This is a genomic window from Aeropyrum camini SY1 = JCM 12091 (assembly GCF_000591035.1).
Lineage (GTDB): Archaea > Thermoproteota > Thermoprotei_A > Sulfolobales > Acidilobaceae > Aeropyrum > Aeropyrum camini.
Genome location: NC_022521.1, coordinates 1,375,360 through 1,399,232 on the forward strand (window position 1 = coordinate 1,375,360; position 23,873 = coordinate 1,399,232).

General features: G+C 53.1%; 17 protein-coding genes and 1 tRNA gene. 9 read left to right on the forward strand and 9 right to left on the reverse strand.

Annotated elements, in window-relative coordinates; translation table 11 throughout:
- Positions 1-11 precede the first annotated feature (11 nt).
- Positions 12-1,652 carry a hypothetical protein gene (locus ACAM_RS07205; RefSeq protein WP_148706470.1) on the reverse strand — a complete coding sequence of 547 codons (1,641 nt, stop codon included), beginning with the start codon at positions 1,650-1,652 and terminating at the stop codon, positions 12-14.
- A gap of 128 nt (positions 1,653-1,780) precedes the next feature.
- A complete protein-coding gene (locus ACAM_RS07210) occupies positions 1,781-3,733 on the reverse strand; it encodes a GNAT family N-acetyltransferase (RefSeq protein WP_173391737.1) in 1,953 nt (650 codons plus the stop codon).
- Between the two features lie 318 nt (positions 3,734-4,051).
- Here ACAM_RS07210 and ACAM_RS07215 point away from each other — a divergent pair, with 318 nt between their 5' ends.
- From ACAM_RS07215 to ACAM_RS07240, 6 genes are all read left to right on the forward strand, one after another.
- Positions 4,052-4,156 (forward strand): C2H2-type zinc finger protein, encoded by a 105-nt coding sequence (locus ACAM_RS07215; RefSeq protein WP_198407777.1) that lies wholly within the window; start codon positions 4,052-4,054, stop codon positions 4,154-4,156.
- A gap of 302 nt (positions 4,157-4,458) precedes the next feature.
- A complete protein-coding gene (locus tag ACAM_RS07220; protein WP_148706473.1) occupies positions 4,459-5,688 on the forward strand; it encodes a thioredoxin family protein in 1,230 nt (409 codons plus the stop codon).
- Positions 5,689-5,711: 23 nt separating this feature from the next.
- Positions 5,712-8,732: a cytochrome c biogenesis protein CcsA gene (gene ccsA / locus ACAM_RS07225; RefSeq protein ID WP_022542160.1), complete on the forward strand. Its 3,021-nt coding sequence runs from the start codon at positions 5,712-5,714 to the stop codon at positions 8,730-8,732.
- 113 nt (positions 8,733-8,845) lie between these two features.
- Entirely contained in the window at positions 8,846-11,098 is a 2,253-nt protein-coding gene (locus ACAM_RS07230) for a hypothetical protein (RefSeq protein WP_022542161.1), read from the forward strand.
- Between the two features lie 281 nt (positions 11,099-11,379).
- Positions 11,380-12,189 carry a carbon-nitrogen hydrolase family protein gene (locus ACAM_RS07235; RefSeq protein ID WP_158318600.1) on the forward strand — a complete coding sequence of 270 codons (810 nt, stop codon included), beginning with the start codon at positions 11,380-11,382 and terminating at the stop codon, positions 12,187-12,189.
- A 276-nt stretch (positions 12,190-12,465) separates the two neighbouring features.
- A complete protein-coding gene (locus tag ACAM_RS07240) occupies positions 12,466-13,218 on the forward strand; it encodes a peroxiredoxin (RefSeq protein ID WP_022542163.1) in 753 nt (250 codons plus the stop codon).
- Between the two features lie 57 nt (positions 13,219-13,275).
- Here the strand turns inward: ACAM_RS07240 and ACAM_RS07245 are convergent, their stop codons facing one another.
- The 3 genes from ACAM_RS07245 to ACAM_RS07255 all read right to left on the reverse strand — a co-directional run bounded on the left by ACAM_RS07245 (position 13,276) and on the right by ACAM_RS07255 (position 16,718).
- A complete protein-coding gene (locus ACAM_RS07245; protein WP_022542164.1) occupies positions 13,276-15,189 on the reverse strand; it encodes a S16 family serine protease in 1,914 nt (637 codons plus the stop codon).
- Between the two features lie 116 nt (positions 15,190-15,305).
- On the reverse strand, positions 15,306-16,040 hold the full coding sequence (locus tag ACAM_RS07250) for a DUF357 domain-containing protein (RefSeq protein ID WP_022542165.1): 735 nt from the start codon (positions 16,038-16,040) through the stop codon (positions 15,306-15,308).
- 57 nt (positions 16,041-16,097) lie between these two features.
- Positions 16,098-16,718, reverse strand: a complete 621-nt coding sequence (locus ACAM_RS07255; protein ID WP_022542166.1) for a metallophosphoesterase family protein — start codon at positions 16,716-16,718, stop codon at positions 16,098-16,100.
- Between the two features lie 100 nt (positions 16,719-16,818).
- On the opposite strand from ACAM_RS07255, the gene ACAM_RS07260 reads away from it, so the two are divergent.
- Positions 16,819-18,534 (forward strand): long-chain-fatty-acid--CoA ligase, encoded by a 1,716-nt coding sequence (locus ACAM_RS07260; RefSeq protein WP_022542167.1) that lies wholly within the window; start codon positions 16,819-16,821, stop codon positions 18,532-18,534.
- 2 nt (positions 18,535-18,536) lie between these two features.
- On the opposite strand, the gene ACAM_RS07265 is transcribed toward ACAM_RS07260, so the two are convergent.
- Both ACAM_RS07265 and thrC read right to left on the reverse strand, forming a co-directional pair.
- The gene (locus tag ACAM_RS07265) at positions 18,537-18,761 is read right to left on the reverse strand and encodes a YHS domain-containing protein (protein WP_062661750.1); all 225 of its coding nucleotides are present in this window, start codon (positions 18,759-18,761) and stop codon (positions 18,537-18,539) included.
- A gap of 118 nt (positions 18,762-18,879) precedes the next feature.
- Complete coding sequence (gene thrC, locus ACAM_RS07270; RefSeq protein ID WP_338029097.1) at positions 18,880-20,130, reverse strand: threonine synthase; 1,251 nt, start codon at positions 20,128-20,130, stop codon at positions 18,880-18,882.
- A 197-nt stretch (positions 20,131-20,327) separates the two neighbouring features.
- Here thrC and ACAM_RS07275 point away from each other — a divergent pair, with 197 nt between their 5' ends.
- Positions 20,328-20,891 carry a hypothetical protein gene (locus ACAM_RS07275; protein ID WP_022542169.1) on the forward strand — a complete coding sequence of 188 codons (564 nt, stop codon included), beginning with the start codon at positions 20,328-20,330 and terminating at the stop codon, positions 20,889-20,891.
- A 192-nt stretch (positions 20,892-21,083) separates the two neighbouring features.
- Here the strand turns inward: ACAM_RS07275 and ACAM_RS07280 are convergent.
- A tRNA-Tyr gene (locus tag ACAM_RS07280) sits at positions 21,084-21,197 on the reverse strand.
- A 241-nt stretch (positions 21,198-21,438) separates the two neighbouring features.
- On the opposite strand from ACAM_RS07280, the gene ACAM_RS07285 reads away from it, so the two are divergent.
- Positions 21,439-21,927 (forward strand): adenosine-specific kinase, encoded by a 489-nt coding sequence (locus ACAM_RS07285; protein ID WP_022542170.1) that lies wholly within the window; start codon positions 21,439-21,441, stop codon positions 21,925-21,927.
- Here the strand turns inward: ACAM_RS07285 and ACAM_RS07290 are convergent.
- On the reverse strand, positions 21,915-23,831 hold the full coding sequence (locus ACAM_RS07290) for a S9 family peptidase (RefSeq protein WP_022542171.1): 1,917 nt from the start codon (positions 23,829-23,831) through the stop codon (positions 21,915-21,917). The genes ACAM_RS07285 and ACAM_RS07290 overlap by 13 nt on opposite strands.
- Between the last annotated feature and the right edge of the window lie 42 nt (positions 23,832-23,873).

A 23,873-nucleotide genomic window follows, 5' to 3' on the forward strand; every position in this document is an offset into this window, starting at 1 on the left:
GTTCCTAAAGCTTATTTGAGAAGGAGCCTCAGGACAGCTGCAGCCACTATAAGCGCAGCCAGCGCTATAATTAGGGTGCGTGTGTCCAGCCCGAGGACACTCCATATTGATGTTGTGATTGTGGATAGAGTCTTGGTTATCGTGCCAATCGTAGTCGTATACGTTCCCACCCCGGTAAAAGTCTCTGTCTTTGTAACCGTGGCTGTTGCACCTCCTGTTACAGTTGATGTTATAGTTCTGTAGCTTATACTCGTCTCTGTTACAGTCACAGTAGATGTTGAGGTTGCACCTCCTCCGGAGGCTCCGCTTCCCGGCTGTTCTCCGGAGAGAATTTTCTGGATATCACTGCTAGAGAGGTAGATGAGGGCGTAGTTGTTGGAGAAGCTTAGCTCGTCGTTACCACCCTCTACAGCTATATATGCAACAAGGTCCTCGCCAGTATAACCAGAGTCAGGGAGGCTCAGCTCGACCCCTATAGTGTAAGTCCGTCTATCGCTCACAGCCAGAGGTGTATCGTAGACGGCGGAAGCGCTGTAGACGGGGGTCTCCTCGTTGCTCCCGAGAAGGATAGCCCACATGAGCATATCCTCCGTCATGTCGACGTCTCCCATGTTGAAAACTTCTACGTCAGCCTCAATCACAATAGTAGGGCCCTCCTTGACGGAATAGCTGGTGTTCAAAAGCGTTAAAGCTAGGTCTGGAGGGTCTGTCGTCACGCCTTTGGTCTTCAAGCCTCCAGCCGAAGTTACAGGCGAGCCCTTCCCGTTTAGGTCGAAAACTATTATCGGAGGAATCTTGGGAGACGACACTATGGGCGGTAGCGCGGATATCTCCTTCTCGATAAGCCTCTTGAGGTGCGTCATAACCTTGGGATCGGCCTCAAACTTGAACCACTTCCACGCGGGGTCGCTACCCTTGACTAGCTTCGAGGAGAGCGTAGAGAGTGCTGGATCTGTAGAGCTAGTGTAGAGCCTCGGCGTCCTCTTCAGTATGTTGCACACCTCTAGCATGTCCTTAACAGTACTCCTTATCATAGACTCGGTCTTCTTAGGGTCGGATGCGAGAGAGTCGGGGTCACGGCCTTTAATTATAGATGCCACCGCATGTCCAAGGGGAGGGCTGTACCCTGTGTGGGCGAAGGAGTCTTGCATAGCGTGGAGGTAGACGCCGTAGCCTACTAATACACCCTGTGTTGGCCCCGCAGAGGCGAAGCCCCCGTGGACAGAGGACTTGCTCTTGGACAGGTAGGAGGCTACTTCGGAGGGACTGCCCATCGAGTGGAGCGTTTTCAACTGTGTTGTATACCTATTATACTCGTCGATAATAGCCCTAACGATAATGTTAGGGAGCAGGACGTAAGCGGCTCTCCCATACCTCTTCACATAATCGTCTATCGTCTTCTTTATGGCAGTACTAAGGCCGGGGAGAGGCGAGGTGTCCGAGTCTAGATCTACAGACATGTTCGCACTGGCTATAATTCTAGCCTCTATCGGCTCGAAGCAGGTGGCAAGGGCTAGGTAGTATGTGAGGTAGTAGTGCGTATCCTTCTCGTAAGCCTGGGCCGTGTATACAGGTGGAGCTGTTGAGACTAGGAGGGCTAGCGCCATGGTTGCTGATGCAAGTTTTAAAAGCGCGCTCCTGAGTTTTTGCACCAAATATTATCCTCCAACCCCACTTCCAAAAGGTTATTAATGATGTAGGTATGGAACGCTTATATATGACTACACTAAGACGAGATATATACCCGGATGAGGCTGTCGAGAGCCTAGCACTCCAAACCTCACACCTCCCTCAACACCTTTTCTGGCTTCTCCTGGAACGCCGACCCGTAGCCAACCAGGATCACTGTATCAGGCTGCAGAGCATCCAGTATCTCCGGCCTGTTAGTAGAAACTATTAGGGTTATACCCTGGCCTCTCGCCAGCCTGCCCAGCTTGCGGGCTATTCTTCTAGCAGTCAGAGGATCTAGATGGGCCATGAACTCGTCTATAACCAGCAGGTTCGGCCTTTCAGCTAGGAGGCTGGCCAGCTTAGCCCTCTCCTTCTGCCCTGTGCTAAGCTCCCTAAAGCTAGCCCTGAAAAATATCGCGTCCCCCAGGCCCACGCTGCTTAGGACCTCGACAGCCGCGCCGGGGTCTCCAAGCTTAGAGGCCACATGCTCTAGCAGGGTTTCACTCCCGAAGGAGGGTTCTATCTCTCCCGGGAGCAGTGCAGCCGCCTTAACATTGGAGGGGACCGCAACCTCACCCCTATCAGGGCTATAGTTATCGCTCTCAATTCCCAGTGCCTTCCCAAGTATCATGCGTAGCAATGTAGTCTTGCCCGCCCCGCTAGCCCCGACCACAGCTGCAACGGTGCTAGGATTAACAGTTATGTTGACATCCTTCAAGACATACCTCTCAACAACCCTCCTCTCGGCGCCGAACGCCCTGAGCACTTCCTGAAGCTCTTCGGGAAGCCTCTCTATGTCAAGGGTGCTTCTATAGGACTTAGTAACACCGGAAAGGGAAACAGGCCCGCTAAGCTTCTCACCGGCTTTATACCTGGGCCTGTAGAGCACTCCTCCATGGCTCCTGGCAACCGGGTCGCTGGACAGGAACTCCTCGATGATGCGCTTAGCCCTATCGCTCAGAGGGTACATCAGCACAGGACGCCCGCTGGCCGTGTCCCACATGTACTTGAAACCGGCTCGCTCGAAGAACGGGTTATACCTAGCCATCTGAGCTATAGTCTCAACCACATGCTTCGCCCTCTTCATTTCCGGGATTCTCCTCTCTCTGATCCATTCAAGAGCCAGCCGTACCGAGGCAACCCCAAGGCCGTCGCCCCTGTAGTCAGGGTGGACCACAACTCTGGCTATCCTCGCGGCCGCGGTGTTAGCCCGAGCCAGCGCCTCATCCGCTATCTCCTCACCCACAGCCGCCCTAGCTATCCTCCGGCTGCCGTAGAGCCTAGCAAGCTCCCTGAACCTTGCTAGAAGGCTCCTCCTATCACGGTGGTCGACAGGCCAGAAAGTTGGGTGGAACCAGTCCTTCGGAAACACCTTCTCCCTAATCATCTTTTCCACTTCAAAGCCGCCGTCTGGCCTTGGGACGCGGCGGTGCATCAAGGGTATTGGGGTGTCGACCCTCACGTACCCCACTATCTTAGGCTCGTACGGCTTGCGGTCCAGAAGCTCGATAACCATAAACCTGCTGCTAGGAAGACTCCCCCTTATCTCTTGAAGCTTCATGGGGACCCTGTCCGTAGGGCATTCAGGCTGAATATTACTCTCAACATAAGCTCCGCAAACCGGGCATTTCCATATAGCAACTATCTCCTCCTTGCTGGCGTAGTGATACTGCTCCAGCCCGACTATCTCTTTATAATCATCCTCAGTGTAGGCCTCCCTAGCCAGGAGTCTATAGCTATATACACTCCTGCCTAGAACAGCCTCTCTTTCAACAGAGACAACCCTACTCCACACAGGCCATACAAGAACCTTCTCCTCCCCCCGGTAGACCCTCCAGAGTCTATAGCTCTCCCTTGGAGCCACCATTACTCCTCCAATATCCTCAGGCTCCTCACGAAGCTCAACCTCGACTAGCTCACCGAGGGGGAACCATCGGGCTATGCTCCCAGTCATGAGGAGATGTAGGTTTCTCCCCTCGTGTTCAACAGTAAGCCCACCAAGCCACCTCCAGCCAACACGAGGTACACGGCGCCCAGCCACCCTGGCCTTAAAGGGCTTCATTATAGGAGGACGATAATGAGACACACTAAACACACCCTTATCTAAGGAGCCTAATCACACGACTATAAACCTAGCATAACAAAAAGCGAGGCCCTAAGCGCTTTAAACAACTTTTCGTCTACCCGCCAGATTATCCGATGCTTGCTGAATTACGTACTAAAATTCTGAAACAGTTAAAGACGGTTATCACCAAGTTATGTTCACTCATCCTACGACTAGTTGACTGTGACTGTCGCAGCCCGACTATAAGTGTATATTACAAGTGTAGTTAAAACTTTTTTAGTAAGTAAACACACTATGCCAATCTGGTGCATAGCTGTGGAGGAGTACGAGTGTAAGGAGTGCGGAATAAAATTTTCTTCAAAGGAAGAGTTTGAAAAACACATGAAAGAACATCACTCGCACGAGCATCATCATCATTAGACATAACGAAATCTTATAAATAGTTTTGTCCATTTTTATATAAAACATAACAATTGATCCTAGTTTTATGATTAAATTGAATAAAGCAGTTTGCTTATAGCTTGAATAACCCACTTATCCGAACTCATGTATATGACACTTTTTTGAACGGTTGCCAGAGGGTTTTAGCTCTTAACCGTGTTTAACTACCCTGCTAACTAAAATATTTTTAGCATATACGAGAGTTTTTCCCGAGGAGGAATAACACGCGGGAGAGATATAGATACCATAAAATTGTGTTAAGCTGGTAATAATTGTAAGGTTTGGATAGTCTAGTTGTCCACGAGGGTTGGAGGTTCATTCTCACGATGGAGAGGCGGGGAAGCCTTAGGCTGGAAGCGGGCAGACACTTGACTCTAGGCTTAGTCCTGCTGATAGGAGTAGTCCTGGGAGGGGCGTTTTTAGGGTTTCTAGCTGGCGAGCTTAGCCAGGTATCGCTGGTATACTCGTCACAATGTTACCTGAAATCGTCGCCTCAGCTTGATAGGCTTATAGAGACTGGTGAGAGGATAGCTGTTATGTTTTCCAGCGAAACATGCCCAACCTGCAAGGTGATAGAGCCTGTTTGGCTTGAGATTTGTAAGCAGGGTGGTTATGAAGGAGTTAAGATGGTGGTAATAAAGCTTGATAACGACACTGCTGACGCCTTCCTGGAGCATGGTGTTACAGGCACCCCCACTTTCATGCTATTCGAGAATGGTAGAGAGCTGTCTAGGTACGTGGGAGCGTTTAAGGGCGATATAGAGGAGGGGATTAGGAATTGGATAGACGCTGGGCTCAAACAAGATAGCGGTTTAGAGGGGTCCACAGAGTTTGTAGGCGGATCAGCTATGCCCATTGACCTACCTGGCCAGGGATCAAGCTTATCACTGTCTAGCACGGTAACGATTATTACCGCGTTTCTAGCAGGATTCATAGCAGCCTTGTCACCCTGCGTACTCCCTGTTCTTTACTCGTACATTACAGGATTGGGCGTGTCATCGGGAGGTAAACCGCCTCTATATGCTGTACCTCTAGCACCCGCCCTAGCCGCCCTGGGGGCCGGCTTGATAGGTGCCCTGTTTCTAGCTGTTGGAGCCCTGCTCGAGCCTTTTCGCCAGGCTATACTTTTCGCAGCTTCCTTAGCGCTGGTTTCATCAGGCATCCTCGAGATAATGGGTATACCCACTTACACAGCCATAAAGACCCGGAGTGGAGGTGGTCTGCTAGGCTTCAGCCTGCTCTACGGAGTGCTCTCGGTTCAGTGCAGCCTTCCACTTGTACTCGGCGGTCTTCTGCTCATTGCGGGTGGCGGCCTGGAAACCGGGCTTGTTTCCCTGGCGGCTTTCTCGGTCGGCATAGGAATACCGGTAGCGATTGCAGTGGTTGCGGTGAGGATTGGGGAGGCTAAGATCCAAAGCATGATGAGCTCGGCTAGACTGATGAAAGCCGGCTATATAGCGGTGTCTATAGGTGGCGTGTATATGCTTGCCTATTCACTTGGAGTAGCCTAGGATCTCCGGGGGGTATTGCTTGTATGTCTAGCATGATTGGCCTGCACTATGCAACAATCCTGCCAGCGATAGCTTATCTATTGCTGGCCTTAACAATTTTACTTCTAGCAGTTGGCAGAGAGGCCGCGGCAAAAAGGACGTTTATGGTAAGCTTGCTCTTGGTGGTGCTTGGCTGGATTCCGTATATAGCGGCCTTTGTCTCCCTCGACTTCAGCCTTGATGAGGTTGCGAGAAACGCTTCGAACGATCTATCACTATACCTAAGGATCGGGGCTGCTTGGTCGGGAGGGGGCGGTAGCCTCTACCTGTTTTCAGCCTTTTTGTCTCTAGCCATCCTTCTCCAAACTAAGCTAAATAAGGGATTAAACAGATTTGCTATGATGGTTTTTGCACTCCTGGTCTTAGCCTCAATGTCCACAGCAATTCTCATGGGAGCCTTTGGCACTGGGCCTGTAGATCGTGGAGGACTCGGCATTAACCCTCTGCTCAAGAATTATTGGGTGGTGCCTCACCCCACCTCCACCTTCTTGGGCTACAGCTTCATACTTGTCGGGTCCTTAGCACTGGCCCTAGGGTATAAATCGGGCTTTTCGACCCAGCTTCTTGGCCTCGCGTTTCTCACATTTGGACTCGTCTTCGGCGGGATGTGGAGCTACGAGACGTTCGGGTGGGGAGGCTATTGGGCATGGGATCCTGTGGAGACAAGCCAGCTCTCAGTCTGGCTGGCAGCGGTCGCTTCGATACACATGATAGGCCCTCTCAAGGACTTGCGCCGGGGCTTCGCAGCCTATGCGGCCAGCTCTGTATTCCTCGCTCTCTACGTTACGAGGAGCGGCGTAAGCCCTCTCCACAGCTTCGCCGCTGAGAGCTTTGCAGCCGTGATACTGTTAGCAGCTTCTCTGATACTCATGATAGTGTCAATACTGCTATTTTCCGATGGCATCGGAGCGCTAATTGATGAGCTGCAGAGTAACCTGCGCCAGCCAACTCAGCCCCCTAGAGTCACCGGGTTTGGTAAGCTTTCAACCATGCTCCTGATTATCGGCTCCTCATCCATAGCCATCGCAGCTCTAATAGTATACTCCTCACTATTCACACCCTCTCTGTTGAAGCTCCTCGGCTTCAATACCCAGCCGCCGTCGTTTGAGCAGGGGGTGAGATTCTATAACACGCTCATGATGCCGTTGGCCCTGGCTTCCCTCTATGCCGTGGCAGGATACTACCTGTCAGTATGGGCGGGGAGAAAGGCGGTTTATGCTTTCTTCATAACATTAACAGTCGCACTATCTATAATCGGGCTCGCCACTATTAGGGGTACTCTAGTCGTATCGCCCCTATCCGACAAAGCGACGAACCTGGCTTCGGCTATTCTGCTGGCGGGAGGTTCGATATCTAGCTCTACACTTTTAACCATGGCGTTATGGAAAACCTATAGCGTGATTAGGGGTAGAGCTGCGAAAGGCGTGTACACACTAAGGATCATACTGGAAAAGCTTGTGCACGCCTCAATGCTCATGATTCTAGTTTCGGTTGCGTTGAGCGGCAGCTACGCCTATAACCGGGGATATGCCGAAGAAGTGTTCGTACCCTTGGGGGGAGAAGCTAATGTTATGGGGGTGACTATATCATACGAAGGCTTCGACTACGAGACACACCAAGGTAGTATTGATCTCAAGAACAACCTCGACGAAAACATTTTATTATATACAGCTAGAGAAGCTCTAAAGCTGATTGACGAGGATATAGCATCAGCTGTGAGGGAATATAGGCTAGCATCCATAGAATCCCAGTCAAACCAGGCTATCCGGACCCTCCTCCAGGCTTCAACTAGCATCTCAGAGTACATAGGCGTCTTCGACTCGACAGTCGGCTTAGCCGACTTAACTGTTGTAGATGTGAGAACTGGGGCTAACAGACTATGGATACAAGATAGGGAAGCGTCTATACAGCTCGTTAATACTGGACTGGAGGTTGCTGTGGACCCCAGGCTTGACTCGGAGACCGGGAGAATAGAGGGTGGCGTCGTAAGTATTGTCTTCTACCCCGAGAAGCTGGTTGTCCACGGGCTCGACAGCCCATTAAAGCTAGACTCCTACTCATACCTCTACATTAAATTCAAGGAGCCTGTCGAAATCATCCTCGGAAACATAACTGTAAAAATAGGGGAAGCCACAGTCTATCCCGCCGAGAACAACAGTAGTATAGAGGGAGTAGCAGCGGCAGGATCCACGGTTTTTCGGGGAGCAGCTCTTAAGGTGACCTCGGGCCTGATTTCTCTGGATTCGGTGGATGTAGAACTGCCATACCAGCTGGACAGAGGCCAGTTCCTCTACTTTATGGTTTACAAGGGCCAGGCGGAGGTTTTGGCGGATGTCTTGTCTTCAAGCATATCAGGCCTGCTAGAGTCCGGCGTTGTCTCGCGGGCGACCGGGGAAGATATAGAGAGCTTTAAAGTGCCGCGTAAGGCTCCATCCGGGGTAAGCCTCAGGCTGTACATGGCTGTTGATGGAGAGCCTGTGGAGGCGGATCTACGGTTCGAGGCTAACGGCGAGGCTATAGGGATACATGGTTTGGTGATAGATACCGTAATTATGAGGAAGGGACTCTCCCACGTATATATCTCGGTGCAGGCGCCCATGGTTAAGGGCCACTTCGGCGAATATCATGAACTCATGATTTACTACCTCAATAAAGCGATGAACACACTAAGCCCTGAGGAGTATCTAGCCCTAGCCTCCATAATGGCGGCTGGATATAACGTGGCCAGCATAAGGTCTTCACCAAGCATAGAAAGATCGGCGCTGCTCGTTGAGAGGGCGACCCTAGACCTCTACCTGCTCTCGGAGGGGTTCCATGAGGAAACTTCTGCAGCTGCTAATGGCATAATGCTCACAGTTAAAATAGTACCGGGAACTCCGATCCTTTGGCTTACAGGCCTCTTAGCCGGAACATTCCTTTTCTTTATGTCGCTTCTTCATATCTACACAATACTAAGAAAATCCGCGGAATGGAGTAGCGGCACATGGGCTAGGGCAACCCCTTAAAATATATATTTTGTATCCATAGTAGCAAAAGCACATACTGGTCGATAAACCTCACGATATCAGAGGCGAAGTGCACGTTCTACGGTGGAAGTAGAAGGTTGTGAAACAAAGATATGTCAAAATTATTTGGAGGAGCAGTTCTGGCCGTATCGGCTGCAATGCTTCTCCTCGTTATACTTTTCGCGTCCCTTCAGGGCAGCGTCTCAGCAGCCTACACGGTGCTTATAGACGACTCCCACACCTACGGGAGAAGCCTTATCTACAACGCTATAAGCTCTAAAACGGGTATTGCGCTGCTCCAGTACTCCGACTTCGCCGCCGGAACTGTCTACACCGACACGGGGTTCGACGGAGTCCTCACAACGTACCTAGGTACTACGAATCTCGCGACAGCCAAGTGGAATAGCAACTGGTCAGGAGATGATGTTTTCAACGATGTTGCTGCTAAGGATCAGTCGGGCTCTGTTGTGGTGGGTTATACTAAGAAGTCATATAGTTTGGGTGTAATAGCAGGGTATACTAATCAAGGCCTCCTAATAGACGACTATGTGTTCGGTGTCGAATCCGCCAAGAATGTTGTGGTAAATGGTATAGTCTACAGCCCGGCTCACGGAGCCTACGTTATAGTGGGGAACCTTGAAGGCTTCCTCAACCTACCCCAAGCTGGATTCATCGCAGTTGGAGACGCCTCGGGGGTGGGCGGTACCGTAAAGTTCCTGTATGCTTATAGCGGCTTCGAGAAAGTAGACGTCGTGAAGGATCCTTCGAGCAGTTACTACGGCTATATAGCTGTGGCCGCAACATTCTTCAACAACACTGACATGAGCTTTGACGACGCAGGCGTTGTCATACTAGATCCTAACCTAAACCTCATCTCCTCAATGTATTTAGAGCTTCCAGGGCATGAGAGAAGCTTGGACGTTGCATTCTACGGTAACGATGTGGTGCTCGTAGGCAGCAGCGTTTTGGCTTCAGGTGGAAGCCTCGGCTTCGCATCAGCCAACAGCTACGACTTCACGAACGCAACATGGACTAACCTCTGGCACATGGTTATAGACACGCCGCTTGACGACGCTGTCACAGGTGTTGATGTCAAGTCCGGCAACATCTATATCTCAGGCTACGCGTCAATGCAGTCCAACGGCCAGGCAACAGCCTTCCTGGGTATTATTACCGGAGGTAGCCCCAGCCAGACAGCACTTTACGACTACACAGGAGGCAGCACAGTGTTCAACGACGTGAAGGCTGACGGTAACCAGTTTATCCACGCTGCGGGTAAGGTGGTTGGCCAGCCTTTCCCAGGCGCTCTGGCCCCTAGCAGCCTTTCCCCGGTCCTCTCACAGCAGATAGCATTGCCTCGGAGCGATGCGGTGAAGGATTCTAAAATAACTAATACGGATATAACCGGACAGTCACAGTTGATAAATACTGTTATAGACAATCCAACAATACTCAGCGGCCTCTACGTAGTATTAGCTCCCCAAGACGAGGGTGGCGATACAGGCACATCTACATCTACAACGACCACAACAACCCTAACAACCATCACTGTAACCAAGACCATAATAACCTCGACAACCGACACAGCAACAACATTTCCAGGCACGGCGACCCCAACCTTCCCCCAGCAGCCCTACTGCATAGACATTAGCACCGGCAGCAAGTCGCCCGGAGTACTTGACCCTCTAGGCACGCTCGAGAACCCAATGCTGCAGGCGCCAGACTGGGGGACAAGCCAGCCTATGGGCAGGCCGGTCTCATCGGTACAGCTTTCTGCGTGGCCCTCATTCCAGGGGGTCCAAGGCTTCCCCGGCCAGTGGATAACAGCCTACTTTGACATTCAAGACCCTAGCAAGCCCGACTATAACTACACAAGCAGGCCCGTGACAACATACGCCATAAGCTTCTACCTACCAGCTCCAGGGCAGCTAGTCATGGAGTGGACTGCCGACGACTCTGGCGAGCTATTTATTGACGGCACCCTAGTCCAGACCCATACAGGGCAGTATGCATTCCAGACTACAGCGTCTTACCAGGCAAACCTAAGCCAGGGGAACCATGTGATCGAGATTAGAGTTACGGATGTGCATGGGCAATATACAGGCCTATTCGTCAGCGGAAGTGTATGCGTCAGCGCGTGCACGACCGAAACTGTAACAACTACCGTGTACGCACCGGGTGTCACGACATCGACTCTGACGAAGACCGAGGAAGGCGCTCAGGCCACGGTCACCTCTTTCATATCGGAGGATGAAGGCCCTCTCTCCGGCCTGCTCGACTTAATACCCGGCGGTATAGCTGGAGTAGTAGCTATAGCAGCCGCAGTAGTGGTGTTATCCGGCATAGCTGTGAGAATATTAAAGTAGAGAACATCTAACTTTCTTTTTAATTTTTAATTCTTTCTTTTTTCCTCCCATAAATAAACACTGAAAACCCAGGGTTCACTCGCTGTCCACACACTATATTCAAGCTCATCTCACCAAACGGCATTAGGCCTGGATTTTGATCTCTGTTGCATGGCTTTTCCTTGCCGGGAGAGAAACTTCTTCCGCCGTACCTGGCACTCTACTCCGCTTCTGACGGATAGCGGGGGGTTTAAGAATCGTTTTGACAGACTATTTTCAGCTGGGTTTGGGGGTTTATGGTCATGGCTCGTCTTGATCTAGTCGTGCTTCAATCGGCCTCAACTCATGATAAGGAGGCTAACTTGAAGTCTCTTAGGAGGCTCTCATCCGAGATAAGGAGTTCGCCTGACATAGTGGTTACTCCTGAGTACCTCATGTTCGATCCTACGGGCCTGGCTAGGGATGTTGTTTATAGGGCTGCCGAGGACCTGGAGGGCCAGTGGTCCCAGGAGCTCTCCAGGATGGCTGAGAGGCTTGGCGCCTGTGTGCTAGGTCACATGTTTCTGAGGACCTCCTCCGGGAGAGTTGCGAACGCTGCTGTGCTCTACGGTAAGGACGGGGGGATAATGGGTGTGTACCGTAAGACGCATCTTTTCGACGCTTATGGCTATAAGGAGAGTAGCTTTACAGAGCCCGGTGACAGGCTTTGGAGGCCTCTGGAGGCCTGTGGAGCCAGGATAGGGGTTGCGATTTGCTATGAGCTGCGCTTTCCCGAGGTATTCAGAGCCCAGGCTCTAAACGGTGGAGTAGACCTCTTCCTAGTCCCTGCTGCATGGTATAAAGGGCCTGGCAAGGAGGAAGCGCTCAGCGTTCTATCCAGGGCTAGGGCACACGAGAACACCTCATACGTTGCTGTAGCATCCAACGCGGGGCCAAACTTCGTGGGGCGTAGCATGATCGTTCATCCCTTTGGCTACACCCTAGCCCAAGCCCCCCCGTGGGAATGGGTGCTCGAGCAGGAAATAGACCTTAGTGAAGTGGCCAAGGCCCGCAACTCGCTCCCAGTCCTTAAGCATGTAAAGCCACAGCTATACAGTTACTTGCCAAGATAAAGAGGGGAGGTAGTAGGCTCCTCTAACTCTAAGTATGAAGGGGGCGAATCTAGCCTTCCCTCAAACTCCCTTCCTCCCTTCTACTAGGGTGGTGTGGACGGGTAGAGTACAACGGCTAGTGGACCGTTTATTATGCTTTCGTGGATATATGGGTTTCATTTAGCCTGTTTTGATTTTTCAAAATATGGATATGTGTTAGAGTTTATGGTCTTCCGGTAATTATTAGTAATAAATAAAATACTGGATGATAGTGAGATAGATGCGAGGGGAGGGGGTATGCCTGGGAGCATACCCCTGATCGGAGAGAGATTCCCCGAGATTGAGGTCGTGACCGATCACGGCGTTATCAAGCTACCCGACCACTATGTTAGCCAGGGTAAGTGGTTTGTACTGTTCAGCCATCCAGCAGACTTCACGCCGGTTTGCACCACTGAGTTCGTTAGCTTTGCAAGGAGGTACGAGGACTTCCAGAGGCTCGGTGTGGACCTTATAGGTCTTAGCGTTGACAGCGTGTTCAGCCATATAAAGTGGAAGGAGTGGATAGAGAGGCACATAGGCGTCAGGATACCGTTCCCGATTATAGCAGATCCACAGGGCACTGTTGCTAGGAGACTAGGCCTGCTTCACGCTGAGAGCGCTACCCATACGGTTAGAGGTGTTTTCGTAGTCGATGGTAGAGGCGTGATCAGAACTATACTATACTACCCCATGGAGCTCGGCAGGCTAGTTGACGAGATACTAAGGATAGTGAAGGCTCTGAAGCTTGGTGACAGCTTAAAGAGGGCTGTACCTGCCGACTGGCCCAACAACGAGATAATAGGCGAGGGACTCATAGTGCCGCCGCCGACTACAGAGGACCAGGCTAGGGCCAGGCTGGAGTCAGGCCAGTACCGCTGCCTAGACTGGTGGTTCTGCTGGGACACGCCAGCCAGCAGAGAGGATGTGGAGGAGGCTAGGAGATATCTTAGAAGAGCGGCTGAGAAGCCTCCCAAGCTGCTCTACGAGGAGGCTAGACCCCACGCCCACTAGAGCCTTACTATCCAGCCTATAACCCATTACCTCTAAACTTTTATATTATATTTACAGTCATCTAAATAATCTCGAGATAGCCGCTCCTAGCAGCAGGGAAAGCACGGCCGCTAGTAGTATTGCTATAGAATATGCTCCAGCGTTACTCTCCACGGGGATCTCCTTCTCCACAGTTTTTGTAACCGTCAATGTTGATTGTTGTGTAACAGTCACCGTCTCTGCGGCTTCCGTTGAGGCATGTATGCTCTCAGGTATCTGCGCCTTCTCCGCACCTAGCGCTAGAGCTACGGAGCCGAGGTAGAGTAGTGCCTTGCTGGATGTCAGCAGCTTCTCTATGCCCTCCATCGCGTCGATCGAGGCTAACGCCGCTTTTGGGTATTGTGCAGACTGCATCGGGAGCTGGGAAGCGATGTAGCTGGCTAGCCCTGCTATGCCCTCCGCCGCTGACTCAGGCTCCAGGGTGAATGCATCGTGGAGGTATGAGGAGGCTGCGGCGATAGCCTCAACAGAATAGCCTGCGGTCTCGAGAGGGTTGTCCTTGGTGGAGAGGGCTAGGCTGACAAGGTACTCTGACCTCTCGTAGCCGCGCTTACCAGTTTCATTACCAATCTGTATCACGTATGCTGTTGTAGTTACTGCCTGCGACTCCACAACCCGAGCTAGCTTCTCTAAGGCACTCTCATCGAGAGCAACCCCTCCCTGGGAGGGTTCGGCAATGCTGGCCCAGAGTTCCGCCCATCTTGCCAGCGATAGGGCGGATGCTATCCTTATAACGCCCTCATAGTTTGCGCCTCCCAGGATGCTCACAGGGATGAGGTACCTTCCATCCTTCTCCACCAGCATATCCAGGCCTGTTGAGTACTCGTAGGCGGCCTCGCCAAGGATTCCGTAGGCTTTGAGAGCCGCATCGAGGCTCACATCTGTCACTCCACTGATTCCCTCCAGCCTCTCCATAACAGTTGAGATGCTGTTCTGCGACTCTTCTACAAGGCTGGTGACGTCGAAGTCTCCGTTGGCGGTCTCACTAACCTCCACAGCGGCTTTGGCGTAAGAGAAGGCTAGAGTCGCCTCCACCGCTGCAGCGTAGTAGAATCCCTCGTCAACGAGGTCTAAGGCCTGGTCCGACAGTTCCAGCACCCTCTGGACCAGCGTCCCGTCCATTCCGTTAACCAGGTCCCTAGCCAGCTGGACCGTATCCACGGTGTACTGGTCTAGCATGGTGAGGATCTGTTGAGACGGTTGGGGGTAGGCTTTCGGCTCTGGAGTGGGCAGTCCGAGGACCTTGGCGGCTTCTACCAGCGTGCTTACCCCCACAACCTCTACGCCCAGGCTCTTGCCATACTCTACTAGGTCTATCGACACGGGGGTGGAGACTATTCTAACTATTGGCCCTGACCTTTCGACTTTCCTTGCTATGTATGTATACTTCTCCTGGCCGTGGGGTATGAGGAAAATCTTTGCCCCAGCAGAGGCGGCCGCCTCAAGCTTCTCCTTCAAACCCCCAACAGGACCCACGCTCGTGTCGGGCAGTATCATGCCGGTCGCCGCATAACCCTCTGGGCATGACCCTGTTGTTAGGAGGGAGTATGTTGCGAGGGCCATTGCCAGACCGGCGCTCGGCCCTCCGACAACTATGCTGCTAGACTCTATTACATAGTAGTAGTCCAGCCTTGACATGTCCACACCAGCCGCGAGGCTTGCCGCGAAAGCAGCTACCCTGGCGCTGCCAAGAGTGTCCAGCTGGCTGGCCGGGCTTGTTGAGATGAAAACCCTCCCCTCTCCAGGGGATCTTACGGTGACTACGAGCCTCCCAGTGACGCCCTCACCCGAGCTAGACACGGCGACTATCATTGATTCGCAGGAAACCTGCGAGCCACCCATCTCCTGGTCTGACCCGGCGGCTAGGGCGGGTGTTACGGAAGCCACGAGGATAATGGCTAGCAATGCTGCTGGGTATAGAGCTGTCTTCAACCCCACTTAACCCCTGAGATATATCAACCGGTTGTTTGCCGAGGCAAATATAGGGAATTCAATAAATTCATCGTCGTTATTGCAAGAGATGGATTATCTATGCGGACCCGGATTCACTATTTATCATTGCAGAGTTTTGAGCAGACCTTGCGGTATATATCCCGCACTCCTCTGAGCCCCTCCTCAAACTCGATTTTCTCGTTAAACCGTTTCACCACCGGCCTATAGCCGAGCCTAGATTCCACCATTGAAGCCAGCTGCTCTTCATCGAACCCCTGGTCGGGCCCTAGAACTATGATGTGGGGCTTAACCTTTTCCACCGAGTCGAGGAAGTCTTTTTCGCTTCCAAGGAACGCGTTGTATACGTATCTAACCGCGGAAACTACCTTCAGCCTAGACGACTCGCTTAGTATAGGCTTTCTCCCCTTTAACCTCTCCACAGTCGAGTCACGTGCAATGACTACATGCAGCTTACCCAGGCTGCTGGCGTACTTCAGGAGCTCTATATGGCCGGGATGTAGCACCTCGAAGGTGCCTCCCACGAAGACGCGTATCTCTTCAGGAGCTTTGTCAGGCCACTCGGGCTCCTCCACACCCAGGTACTTCAGGGCGTCTATCAAGCCCTCCGCGTAGCTGGCGGCCGAAAGGGCTGTGGCGTAGTCCCCTTTTGAAGCGTAGTATTCCGCATCCCCCACGTACCTTTCGGCTGCGTCGAGAAGGTTTCCTATGTCCAGAGGGGCTGTACTACTCTTGTCTTCTCCAAGCCTGGATTTAAGCCTCTCTATGGCGCTCCTGGCGTTCCTGATGTATTGCAGTGCCCTCTCCTCCACGTCCCCAGGCCCCGTTACCACTCTACCGTCCCCCCGGGCTGCACTGCATCCTAATGCTCCTAGGCGGTTTAGGGTGTATTATGCTGTGTGCAGCTCCGCCTCCACAAAGCCGTTGAATATCTTAACTAGAGCGTACCTCCCCTCATACGCCGGCCCTGGGTTCACGAAGACTGTGTCTCCAACGACCTCAATACCCGGGGATTCGTGTATATGCCCGAACAGGTGGGCTCTGGGCTTATGCATATCCACCAGGGTTTTGAGGTCGTGTAGACCGGCCCTGACACCCGCGAAGGTAGTGTCGAGGATGCCATGGGGGGGATGATGGGTTAATAGTACGTCTATGGGTAACCTGCTGGACTCTATGGAGCGAAGGAGCATCTCCCTACTTGTCCTTGGATCCATGCCCCCCACCCCGGCGAACACAAGCCCACCCACCCTAACAAGCCTCCCATCGATAAGTACGCCCGAGCTGTGTAGAACCCTCCTGACCCCGGCATGGTCAAGGTTTCCAGTTACTGCTAGAAGAGTGACGCACTCCCTCTTCGACCACTCAAGAACCGCTACAGCCGCCTTCTCGCACTCGAAATCTCCTGTAGCCGCCAAGATCAGGGGCTTTATAGGGAGCGAAGCTAGTATATCCCTAAGCCTCCCAAGGCTACAGTGAATATCTGATATGTGGAGTATAATGCTTTTATCCAAACCTCTGCAACCCCTCCTATCGAACGCGCGCCCCAGCTCCACCTATATTATTACATAAAAAAACGCTGTGGGATACAATAGTTGTTTATAGGTGTGTTAGTTGGAGGAAGCCAAGTCAAAGGCGGCGGAGGCCTATCTATCACGCCCCTGGCTTAAAAAATATGATGAGGGTGTCCCGGCTGATATCGAGGTCCCAGATAAGCCCCTTTACTGGATTCTTGAAGAAACCGCATCCAAGTTCCCGAATAGGGCCGCACTCATATTCTACGGTAGGAGGGTTACCTACAGGGAGCTATTCGACTCGGCCCGCAGGTTCGCAGGCTATCTCCGCTCTCGAGGGGTGGGTAAAGGAGATGTAGTCGGCCTCTTCCTCCCCAACTCACCCCAGTTCGCCATAGCCTTCTACGGAGCCCTTATGGCGGGGGCGACTGTGAGCCCGATGAACGTTCTCTACAGCCCCCGGGAGATACACCACCAGCTCTCCGACAATAAGGCCAGGGTTCTTGTGGCTATAGATATGTTTAAGGAGAAAGTTGTCGCAGGCTTGCCAAGCAGTGTTGAGGAGGTGCTATGGACCGGCATACAAGATTATCTTCCGGGGCTTAAGGCGGTGCTGTACAAGCTGTTTAGGAGACCGCCTAGCCCGCCCAGAGGCGGCATTCATAAGAGGTTTATGGACGCTCTCAAGCACGAGCCGATCGATTCCAAGCCCGATATAAACCCGCGGGAGGATGTGGCTGCTCTAATGTACACTGGCGGAACCACTGGCACCCCGAAAGGGGCTATGCTGACCCATAGGAACTTGCTGGCCAACGTCCTCCAGATTGATGCGTGGTTCAAGAGGGGAGTGAGGGGGGAGGATGTTTTCGTGGGGGCACTACCATGGTTCCACATCTACGGTCTAACCGCTGTCCTGAACAGCGGAGTCCATAAAGCGGCAACCATAATAGTCTATGCAAGGCCGAATATCGATGAGATCATGAGGGATATCGAGAGGTATAGGGCCACGGTTTTCCACGGGGTACCCACGCTCTACAGGATGATAATAAACCACCCCCAGGTTGAGAAGTTCAACCTTCGAAGCCTGGAGGTATGTATAAGCGGTGCGGAGCCCCTGCCGAAGGCTGTTGCCGAGAGGTTTATGGAGCTTACCGGAGCAAAGCTTAGAGAGGGATACGGCCTCACTGAGACGAGCCCTGTGACCCATGTCAACCCCATATTAGGCGAGGCACGCTACGGCAGCATAGGCCTCCCGGTGCCCTCCACGGTGGCAGCGATAGCTGATCCCGAAGCCCCCGAACTATTAGAACCTGGAGAGGTGGGGGAGCTGGTCGTGTCTGGCCCTCAGGTTATGAAGGGCTACTACAACAGGCCTGAGGAGAACGAGAAAGTGTTCTTCGACTGCTGCGGGCTCACGTGGCTGCGCACAGGGGACATGGCCCGCATGGATGAGGACGGCTACTTCTACATTGTGGATAGGAAGAAGGACATAATAAAGTACAAAGGCTACAGCGTCTTCCCGAGGGAGATAGAGGAGGTTCTCTACAGGCACGAGTGCGTCAGGGAAGCCGCAGTTATAGGCGTCCCCCACCCGGAGTATAACGAGGTGCCTAAGGCTTTCGTATCTCTGAGGGAAGAGTGTAAGGGGAAGGTTAAGCCGGAGGACATCATAGAGTTCGCCAGGCAGAACCTAGCCCCATACAAGGTGCCTAAGGAGGTTGAAATAAGGGACGATCTCCCGAAGAGCGGTGTCGGCAAGATACTGAGGAGGGTGCTTAGAGAGGAGGAGCTTAGAAAGAGGGGTATGGGGGGTTAACATTAGCAGCTGTGCCCGTGGCCGTGGTGCTCGTGATGGTGCCCATGATGCTCATGGCCCGGCATGCCCTGGGGACCGTGGGTTAAGTAGTATTCAGGGTTCTTTTCGAAGGCTGTCTTGCACTGGGGGCTACAGAAGTAGTATATCTTCCCCTTATAAACGGTTTTATACGTGGCTGTGGATGTTTCCACCTCCATCCCGCATACTGGATCTACAGCTTTAGCCATAACTCCCGCACCATACCTAGCCTGTCACAGCGAGGCATTTTAAATGGAGATATATTGGGTATGGGGAATGGGAAGTCTGTAGTAGTCTGAGACCCGAGGGTCTAGACGGGCAGGGGGGCTATACGCTGTGGGCTGCAATCTCTTCCAGCTTGAGTAGAGCCTCCTCCGTTGTGTTCGCTGATGTCCTCCTAAAGCCCGCACCCTTGGCTATGAACTCTAGCGCCTTGGGGTCTTTCAGGCCGTGACCGGTTAGTATTAGCACTACTCTACGTCCATCGCGTATAACGCCTTCGCTTCGCAGCCTTATAAGGCCTGCGAGGCTTGTCGCGCTCGCGGGCTCCACCAGCATCCCCTCATGCTCGGCTAGAATTCTCAATGACTTTAGAATCTCGCCGTCACTAACCGAAGCCATCAACCCTCCAGACTCTTCGACGGCTCTAAGCGCCTTCGCCGCGTTAACAGGATTACCAATCCTAATGGCTGAGGCTATTGTGCTGGGGTTCCTAACTCTCTCTACGGCTCCAGACCTGCTAGCCCAGGCCTTATACAGGGGTGACGCCCCCTCGGCCTGTACACCCACCATCCTGGGCTTAATGCTGGGTAGGCCTAGGAGGCTTGCCTCCTTAAATCCCTTCCAAATGGCCGATATATTCCCCGCGTTGCCCACAGGCACTACTACATAGTCTACACTATCCAGGTCCTCGAGAATCTCAAACGCAATGGTTTTCTGCCCCTCCAGCCTGTAGGGGTTTATACTGTTAAGGGAATATGCCAGGCCCTTCACGGCAGCGGTCCTAGCGGCCTCCAGGGAGTCGTCGAAGGTGCCTTCAACCTCCAGTATCCAAGCCCCCAGGGCCTGTATCTGTGAGAGCTTGCCAGACGCTATACCCCCCTTTGGGATTAGTATGACTGGCTCGACCCCAGCCCTCCTAGCGTACGCCGCCATACTGGCCGCGGTGTTGCCAGTGCTGGCCGCCGCTACAATGCGGTAGCCGAAAGAAGCGGCGACGCTGACGCCAACCGTCATACCCCTGTCTTTAAAGCTGCCTGTTGGGTTGAGGAACTCGAGCTTCCCGTATACCTCAACGCCCAACATCCTCGACAGGTTTTCCAGCTTGACGAGAGGGGTTGACCCCTCGCCCATAGTGACAATCCTGCGGGCCCTCGGCAGAAGGTCTCTATACCTCCAAACACCCCTACCCCTCGGAGTCCCGCCGCTGGAGTATACGGGCTCCAGCAGGCCCCCGCACCTAGGGCAGGTGAATAGGGAGGGTGAGGAGGGATAGTTGGATCCGCAGGCGACACAGCGTAACGCGCTGGGACCGTCTACAACCTCGTCAATAATCTCAACCCCGCGGACGCCAAGCAGGGATAGTGGTGGGAATGCATATTTAAGGAGAAGCGGGTGTAAAAGGCTGGCATCCCCACCCTACACAACCCCTTAACTATGTAATACCCTGTGCTATAATGGGACGCCGACTTATATCGGCGGGCACATACTAATTCGGTGTGGAGGCTCCCCACTCGATGCGGCGGACCTCGGGTTTGAGGCGGTGATTTTGGGGTATGAGTAGCAGTAACGTGGATCCGATATCAGAGGCCTTCAGGGAGGTGTTGGAGGAGATCTATTGGCAGGAGAGTCTTGAAGATGCTGAGAGGAGGCTCGAAGAGCTGATATCCTCTATGGACGAGGACCTCAGGGAGCTTCTTCTCGAGAAGAGAAGGGAGTATTGCAGCAACCCGGAGGCTGTTGTTTCCATACTCAGCCTCGAGGCCCTCCTCTCGTCTGAGGACCTGAGGGGGCTGGGGCAGGAGTATAAGCAGGCGATGATAGCGAAGGCCATGATAAATGCTGCGTTCCTGATCCAGTGCACACCTACCTGGGGAGAGCTAGCCCCCGATGAGAAGGCATGGGTGCTGGCGCCGCTCTACAAGGCTAGCTACGGGATAGAGCTAGCCCTAAGAGGGGAGGGCGTGGATAAGCTCCATCTCAACCACGCTCTCGAAATGCTTGAGACAGCACTAGCCAGGGCTGAGATGCTGGGGCTAGTGGAGGAGATGAGGGAGCATATAGAGACTATGGCTGAAAAGCTCTTCGAAGAGAGGGGGAGCACCTCTTCGGAGCCCTAGTCTTAGCATCAATGTAAAGGTAAAGATAGATAGCTTTTCAATGCTGAGAACCTGCTGCCACAAGACATGAACAACCCTATTAACTATGGTGCAGCATTATCCATACTCCACATTTCCCACCCCAGCATCTCCTCAGTTGGGAGGGGTGAGGAGAGGCTAAGCCGGAGGTGGTCCGGGGGCGGGGGACCATAGTGGTCCCGCCGCGGGGATTCGAACCCCGGACCACCCGGTGTCTGCGGGGAGACACCGGGTTACTCCGCCCGTGTCCCACTACAGCCGGGCGCTCTGCCGCTGAGCTACGGCGGGACCACTATTCTAAACCAATCTCTGGAACCTATAAGGTTTGAAGCCGTCCACTCAGCGGTAACGTGTTCCCCTGGTAGGCATGTAATAGCTTTCCCTCGCTAAGTATCCTGGATGGGCGATGAGGATAGGCGGGCTTTCCTGAGACGTGTGATGAGTGCGGTCGTATCCGAGTCCAGCTGGTTTGTTTAAACTTCCGGATGGACAGTTACTTCTACATGGATATAATGGGGGGTGGGATGTATTGAGTGTAAAGCTCGAAGTTGTGGATATAGAGATTCCTGAGGGTGCTAACGTCATAATAGGTAGGAGCCATTTTATAAAGACTGTTGAGGACCTTTACGAGGCCCTCGTGACTAGCTGCCCCTCGCTGAAGTTTGGCATAGCGTTCTGCGAGGCCTCCGGTAAGAGGCTTGTCAGGCATGATGGAAACGATGAGGACCTCAGGAAGAAGGCTATCGAAGCTTGTATGAAGATAGGAGCAGGCCACGTTTTTGTGGTGTACATTAGGAATGGGTGGCCTATTAATGTGCTTAACGCCATAAAGAGCGTTCAAGAAGTGGTATCGATAGACGCGGCTACAGCTAACCCTGTGAAGGTTGTTGTTGCCGACCTCGGGGATCAGAGAGCCCTCCTGGGTGTGGCGGACGGGTTTAAGCCTCTAGGTGTTGAGGGCGAAGACGATATAAGGGAGAGGAAGGAGTTTCTGAGGAAGATAGGCTATAAACGATGATTTTTGCCTCCTACACCTGCTTCCCCCTTATCGCTTGTGCTGGCGAGGCCAAGCCTTTCTTTTATCCACTTGAGCTTGAGCTCGAGCCTCTTCCTCCTGTGACGTGGCGACGCGAGTATACTGTGGCCGTGGCTTCCCTTAGTGAACACTACCAGGAAGCTTTCCTTGCCGTTGACCTTTAGAGCTGTGTGCATTGCGAGTGCCTGGTCTATGAAGCAACGGTAATCCTCCACACTGTGAATTATCATTACTGGCGTATTCACGTTCTTTGCGTGGAATGCGGGGCTCCTCTTAACGTACTCTTCGAGATTGTCCAGGGGAGTGCCGCCTATCTGGTCGGGGTCAAACCAGTAACCTATGTCTGCCGCCCAGAAGTCCGCTATCCAGTCGGCTATACCATTCTCGCTCACAGCTGCTCTGAACCTGCTCGTCTTCGTTACGATGACGTTTGTCATGTAACCACCGTAGCTTATACCAGTCACGGCCATCTTACCCTCGTCAACACGGCTACTCTCTACAACAGCGTCCAGGAACTTCATTAGCTGCTTGTAGTCGGTATCCCCATACCTACCCCTTATGTCGGCGAACTCCTCTTCATACCCGTCGCTACCCCTGGGGTTGGCGTAGGCCACTGTGAAGCCCTCGGACGCGAAGAGCTGCATCTCACCGTAGAATCCATAGCCGTACATGCCCTTTGGCCCTCCGTGTATGAATAGGATTAGGGGCTTACTCTCCTCACCCTCTGGCTCTATGTACCAGCCCTCGACAACTTCACCCTCCGCCTCTACTTCGACTCTCCGGGGCTTGTACAGTCTGAACTCCTCGACAACCCAGCGGTTAATGCTTGACACCCTCTCAACATCCCCGCCCTTAAACCTGTACACCTCCGGGGGCTCCGTTGGTGAGGAGGCTATGTACACAACCTCCTCTCCATTGGAGTCTGCCTGAACAACTATCATATCCCCCCTAACTAGGTCCTCAACCCGCCCTTCCACGGCGGCGATAACGCTCCTGCCCCTGTCTGCATAGACTATCACAGGCTCTCCTCCGAATCCCCCTGCTATAGACCATATATTCCTATCCAGGATACCGCATGTTAGGCAGGAAGTCTTGCCCCGATCCTCGAGGAGGTACAGCTTACTGTGGCTTGCAAGCCCTATCTCTCGTTTATGCGCCAGCATAAAGAGCCTCCCATTTATGCAGCGCAGCTGTGAGACCGTCAGGCCCTCGAGGACCGTCTCCGGCTCCCCACCACTAATGGGTACGCTCTTGACCACAGTGTCGAGGGGATCGACCCATCTTCTCAGGGTGACGTAATAGATGCTGTTGCCGCAAGGCTCGGCGGTAAGAACACCCAGATCCTCGCTGGTGAGCCTCGAGGTCCTCCCAGACTCGGCGTCAACCAGGTGTATCTGGTCGGCTAACCCCGCTACTAGACCGCTACCATCAAACCATAGGGGGAGTCTATCTGTGGCCACATAGTCTCCATCCTTGTCACGTGTTTTCTCGTCGGCCACAGGAGCAACAACGTACACCTTTGTGGCACTAGCCCATCCGAGCTCGGATACCCCATGAGTGAACCATGCTACCCTCCTGGGCTCGCCTCCTCTCCCAACGATGTAGAGGCCAGACCCTTTCTCACCCTTGCCCGAGCCCCTCCTGCTCGCGAATGCGAGCTTCGAGGCGTCCGGGCTCCATGAGGGCATAGAGTCGCCCTCGCCCTGGTAGTAGGACTCGCCCCCTTCGCGCCAGACAACTCTTATCTCAGGCCGATTCTTATTGGCTCCCAAATCAGGTATAACGGCCGAAAACGCTATGTCGCCCTTGCTCGAGAGCCGTGGTGAGGAGAGCCTGGCTATGCTGAGGAGAGCATCAACATCGAAGCGTCTAGCATTCTCATGCAACAACCGGGCACCGGACTATAGACTAGGTGTGTTGAAGACTTA

What these genes read in the sequence shown, in the direction of transcription:
- ACAM_RS07210 (WP_173391737.1), bottom strand. Translation starts at nt 3,733, where the DNA reads ATGAAGCCCTTTAAGGCCAGGGTGGCTGGGCGCCGTGTACCTCGTGTT.
- ccsA (WP_022542160.1), top strand. Translation starts at nt 5,712, where the DNA reads ATGTCTAGCATGATTGGCCTGCACTATGCAACAATCCTGCCAGCGATA.
- ACAM_RS07230 (WP_022542161.1), top strand. Translation starts at nt 8,846, where the DNA reads ATGTCAAAATTATTTGGAGGAGCAGTTCTGGCCGTATCGGCTGCAATG.
- ACAM_RS07235 (WP_158318600.1), top strand. Translation starts at nt 11,380, where the DNA reads ATGGCTCGTCTTGATCTAGTCGTGCTTCAATCGGCCTCAACTCATGAT.
- ACAM_RS07240 (WP_022542163.1), top strand. Translation starts at nt 12,466, where the DNA reads ATGCCTGGGAGCATACCCCTGATCGGAGAGAGATTCCCCGAGATTGAG.
- ACAM_RS07265 (WP_062661750.1), bottom strand. Translation starts at nt 18,761, where the DNA reads ATGGCTAAAGCTGTAGATCCAGTATGCGGGATGGAGGTGGAAACATCC.
- ACAM_RS07275 (WP_022542169.1), top strand. Translation starts at nt 20,328, where the DNA reads ATGAGTAGCAGTAACGTGGATCCGATATCAGAGGCCTTCAGGGAGGTG.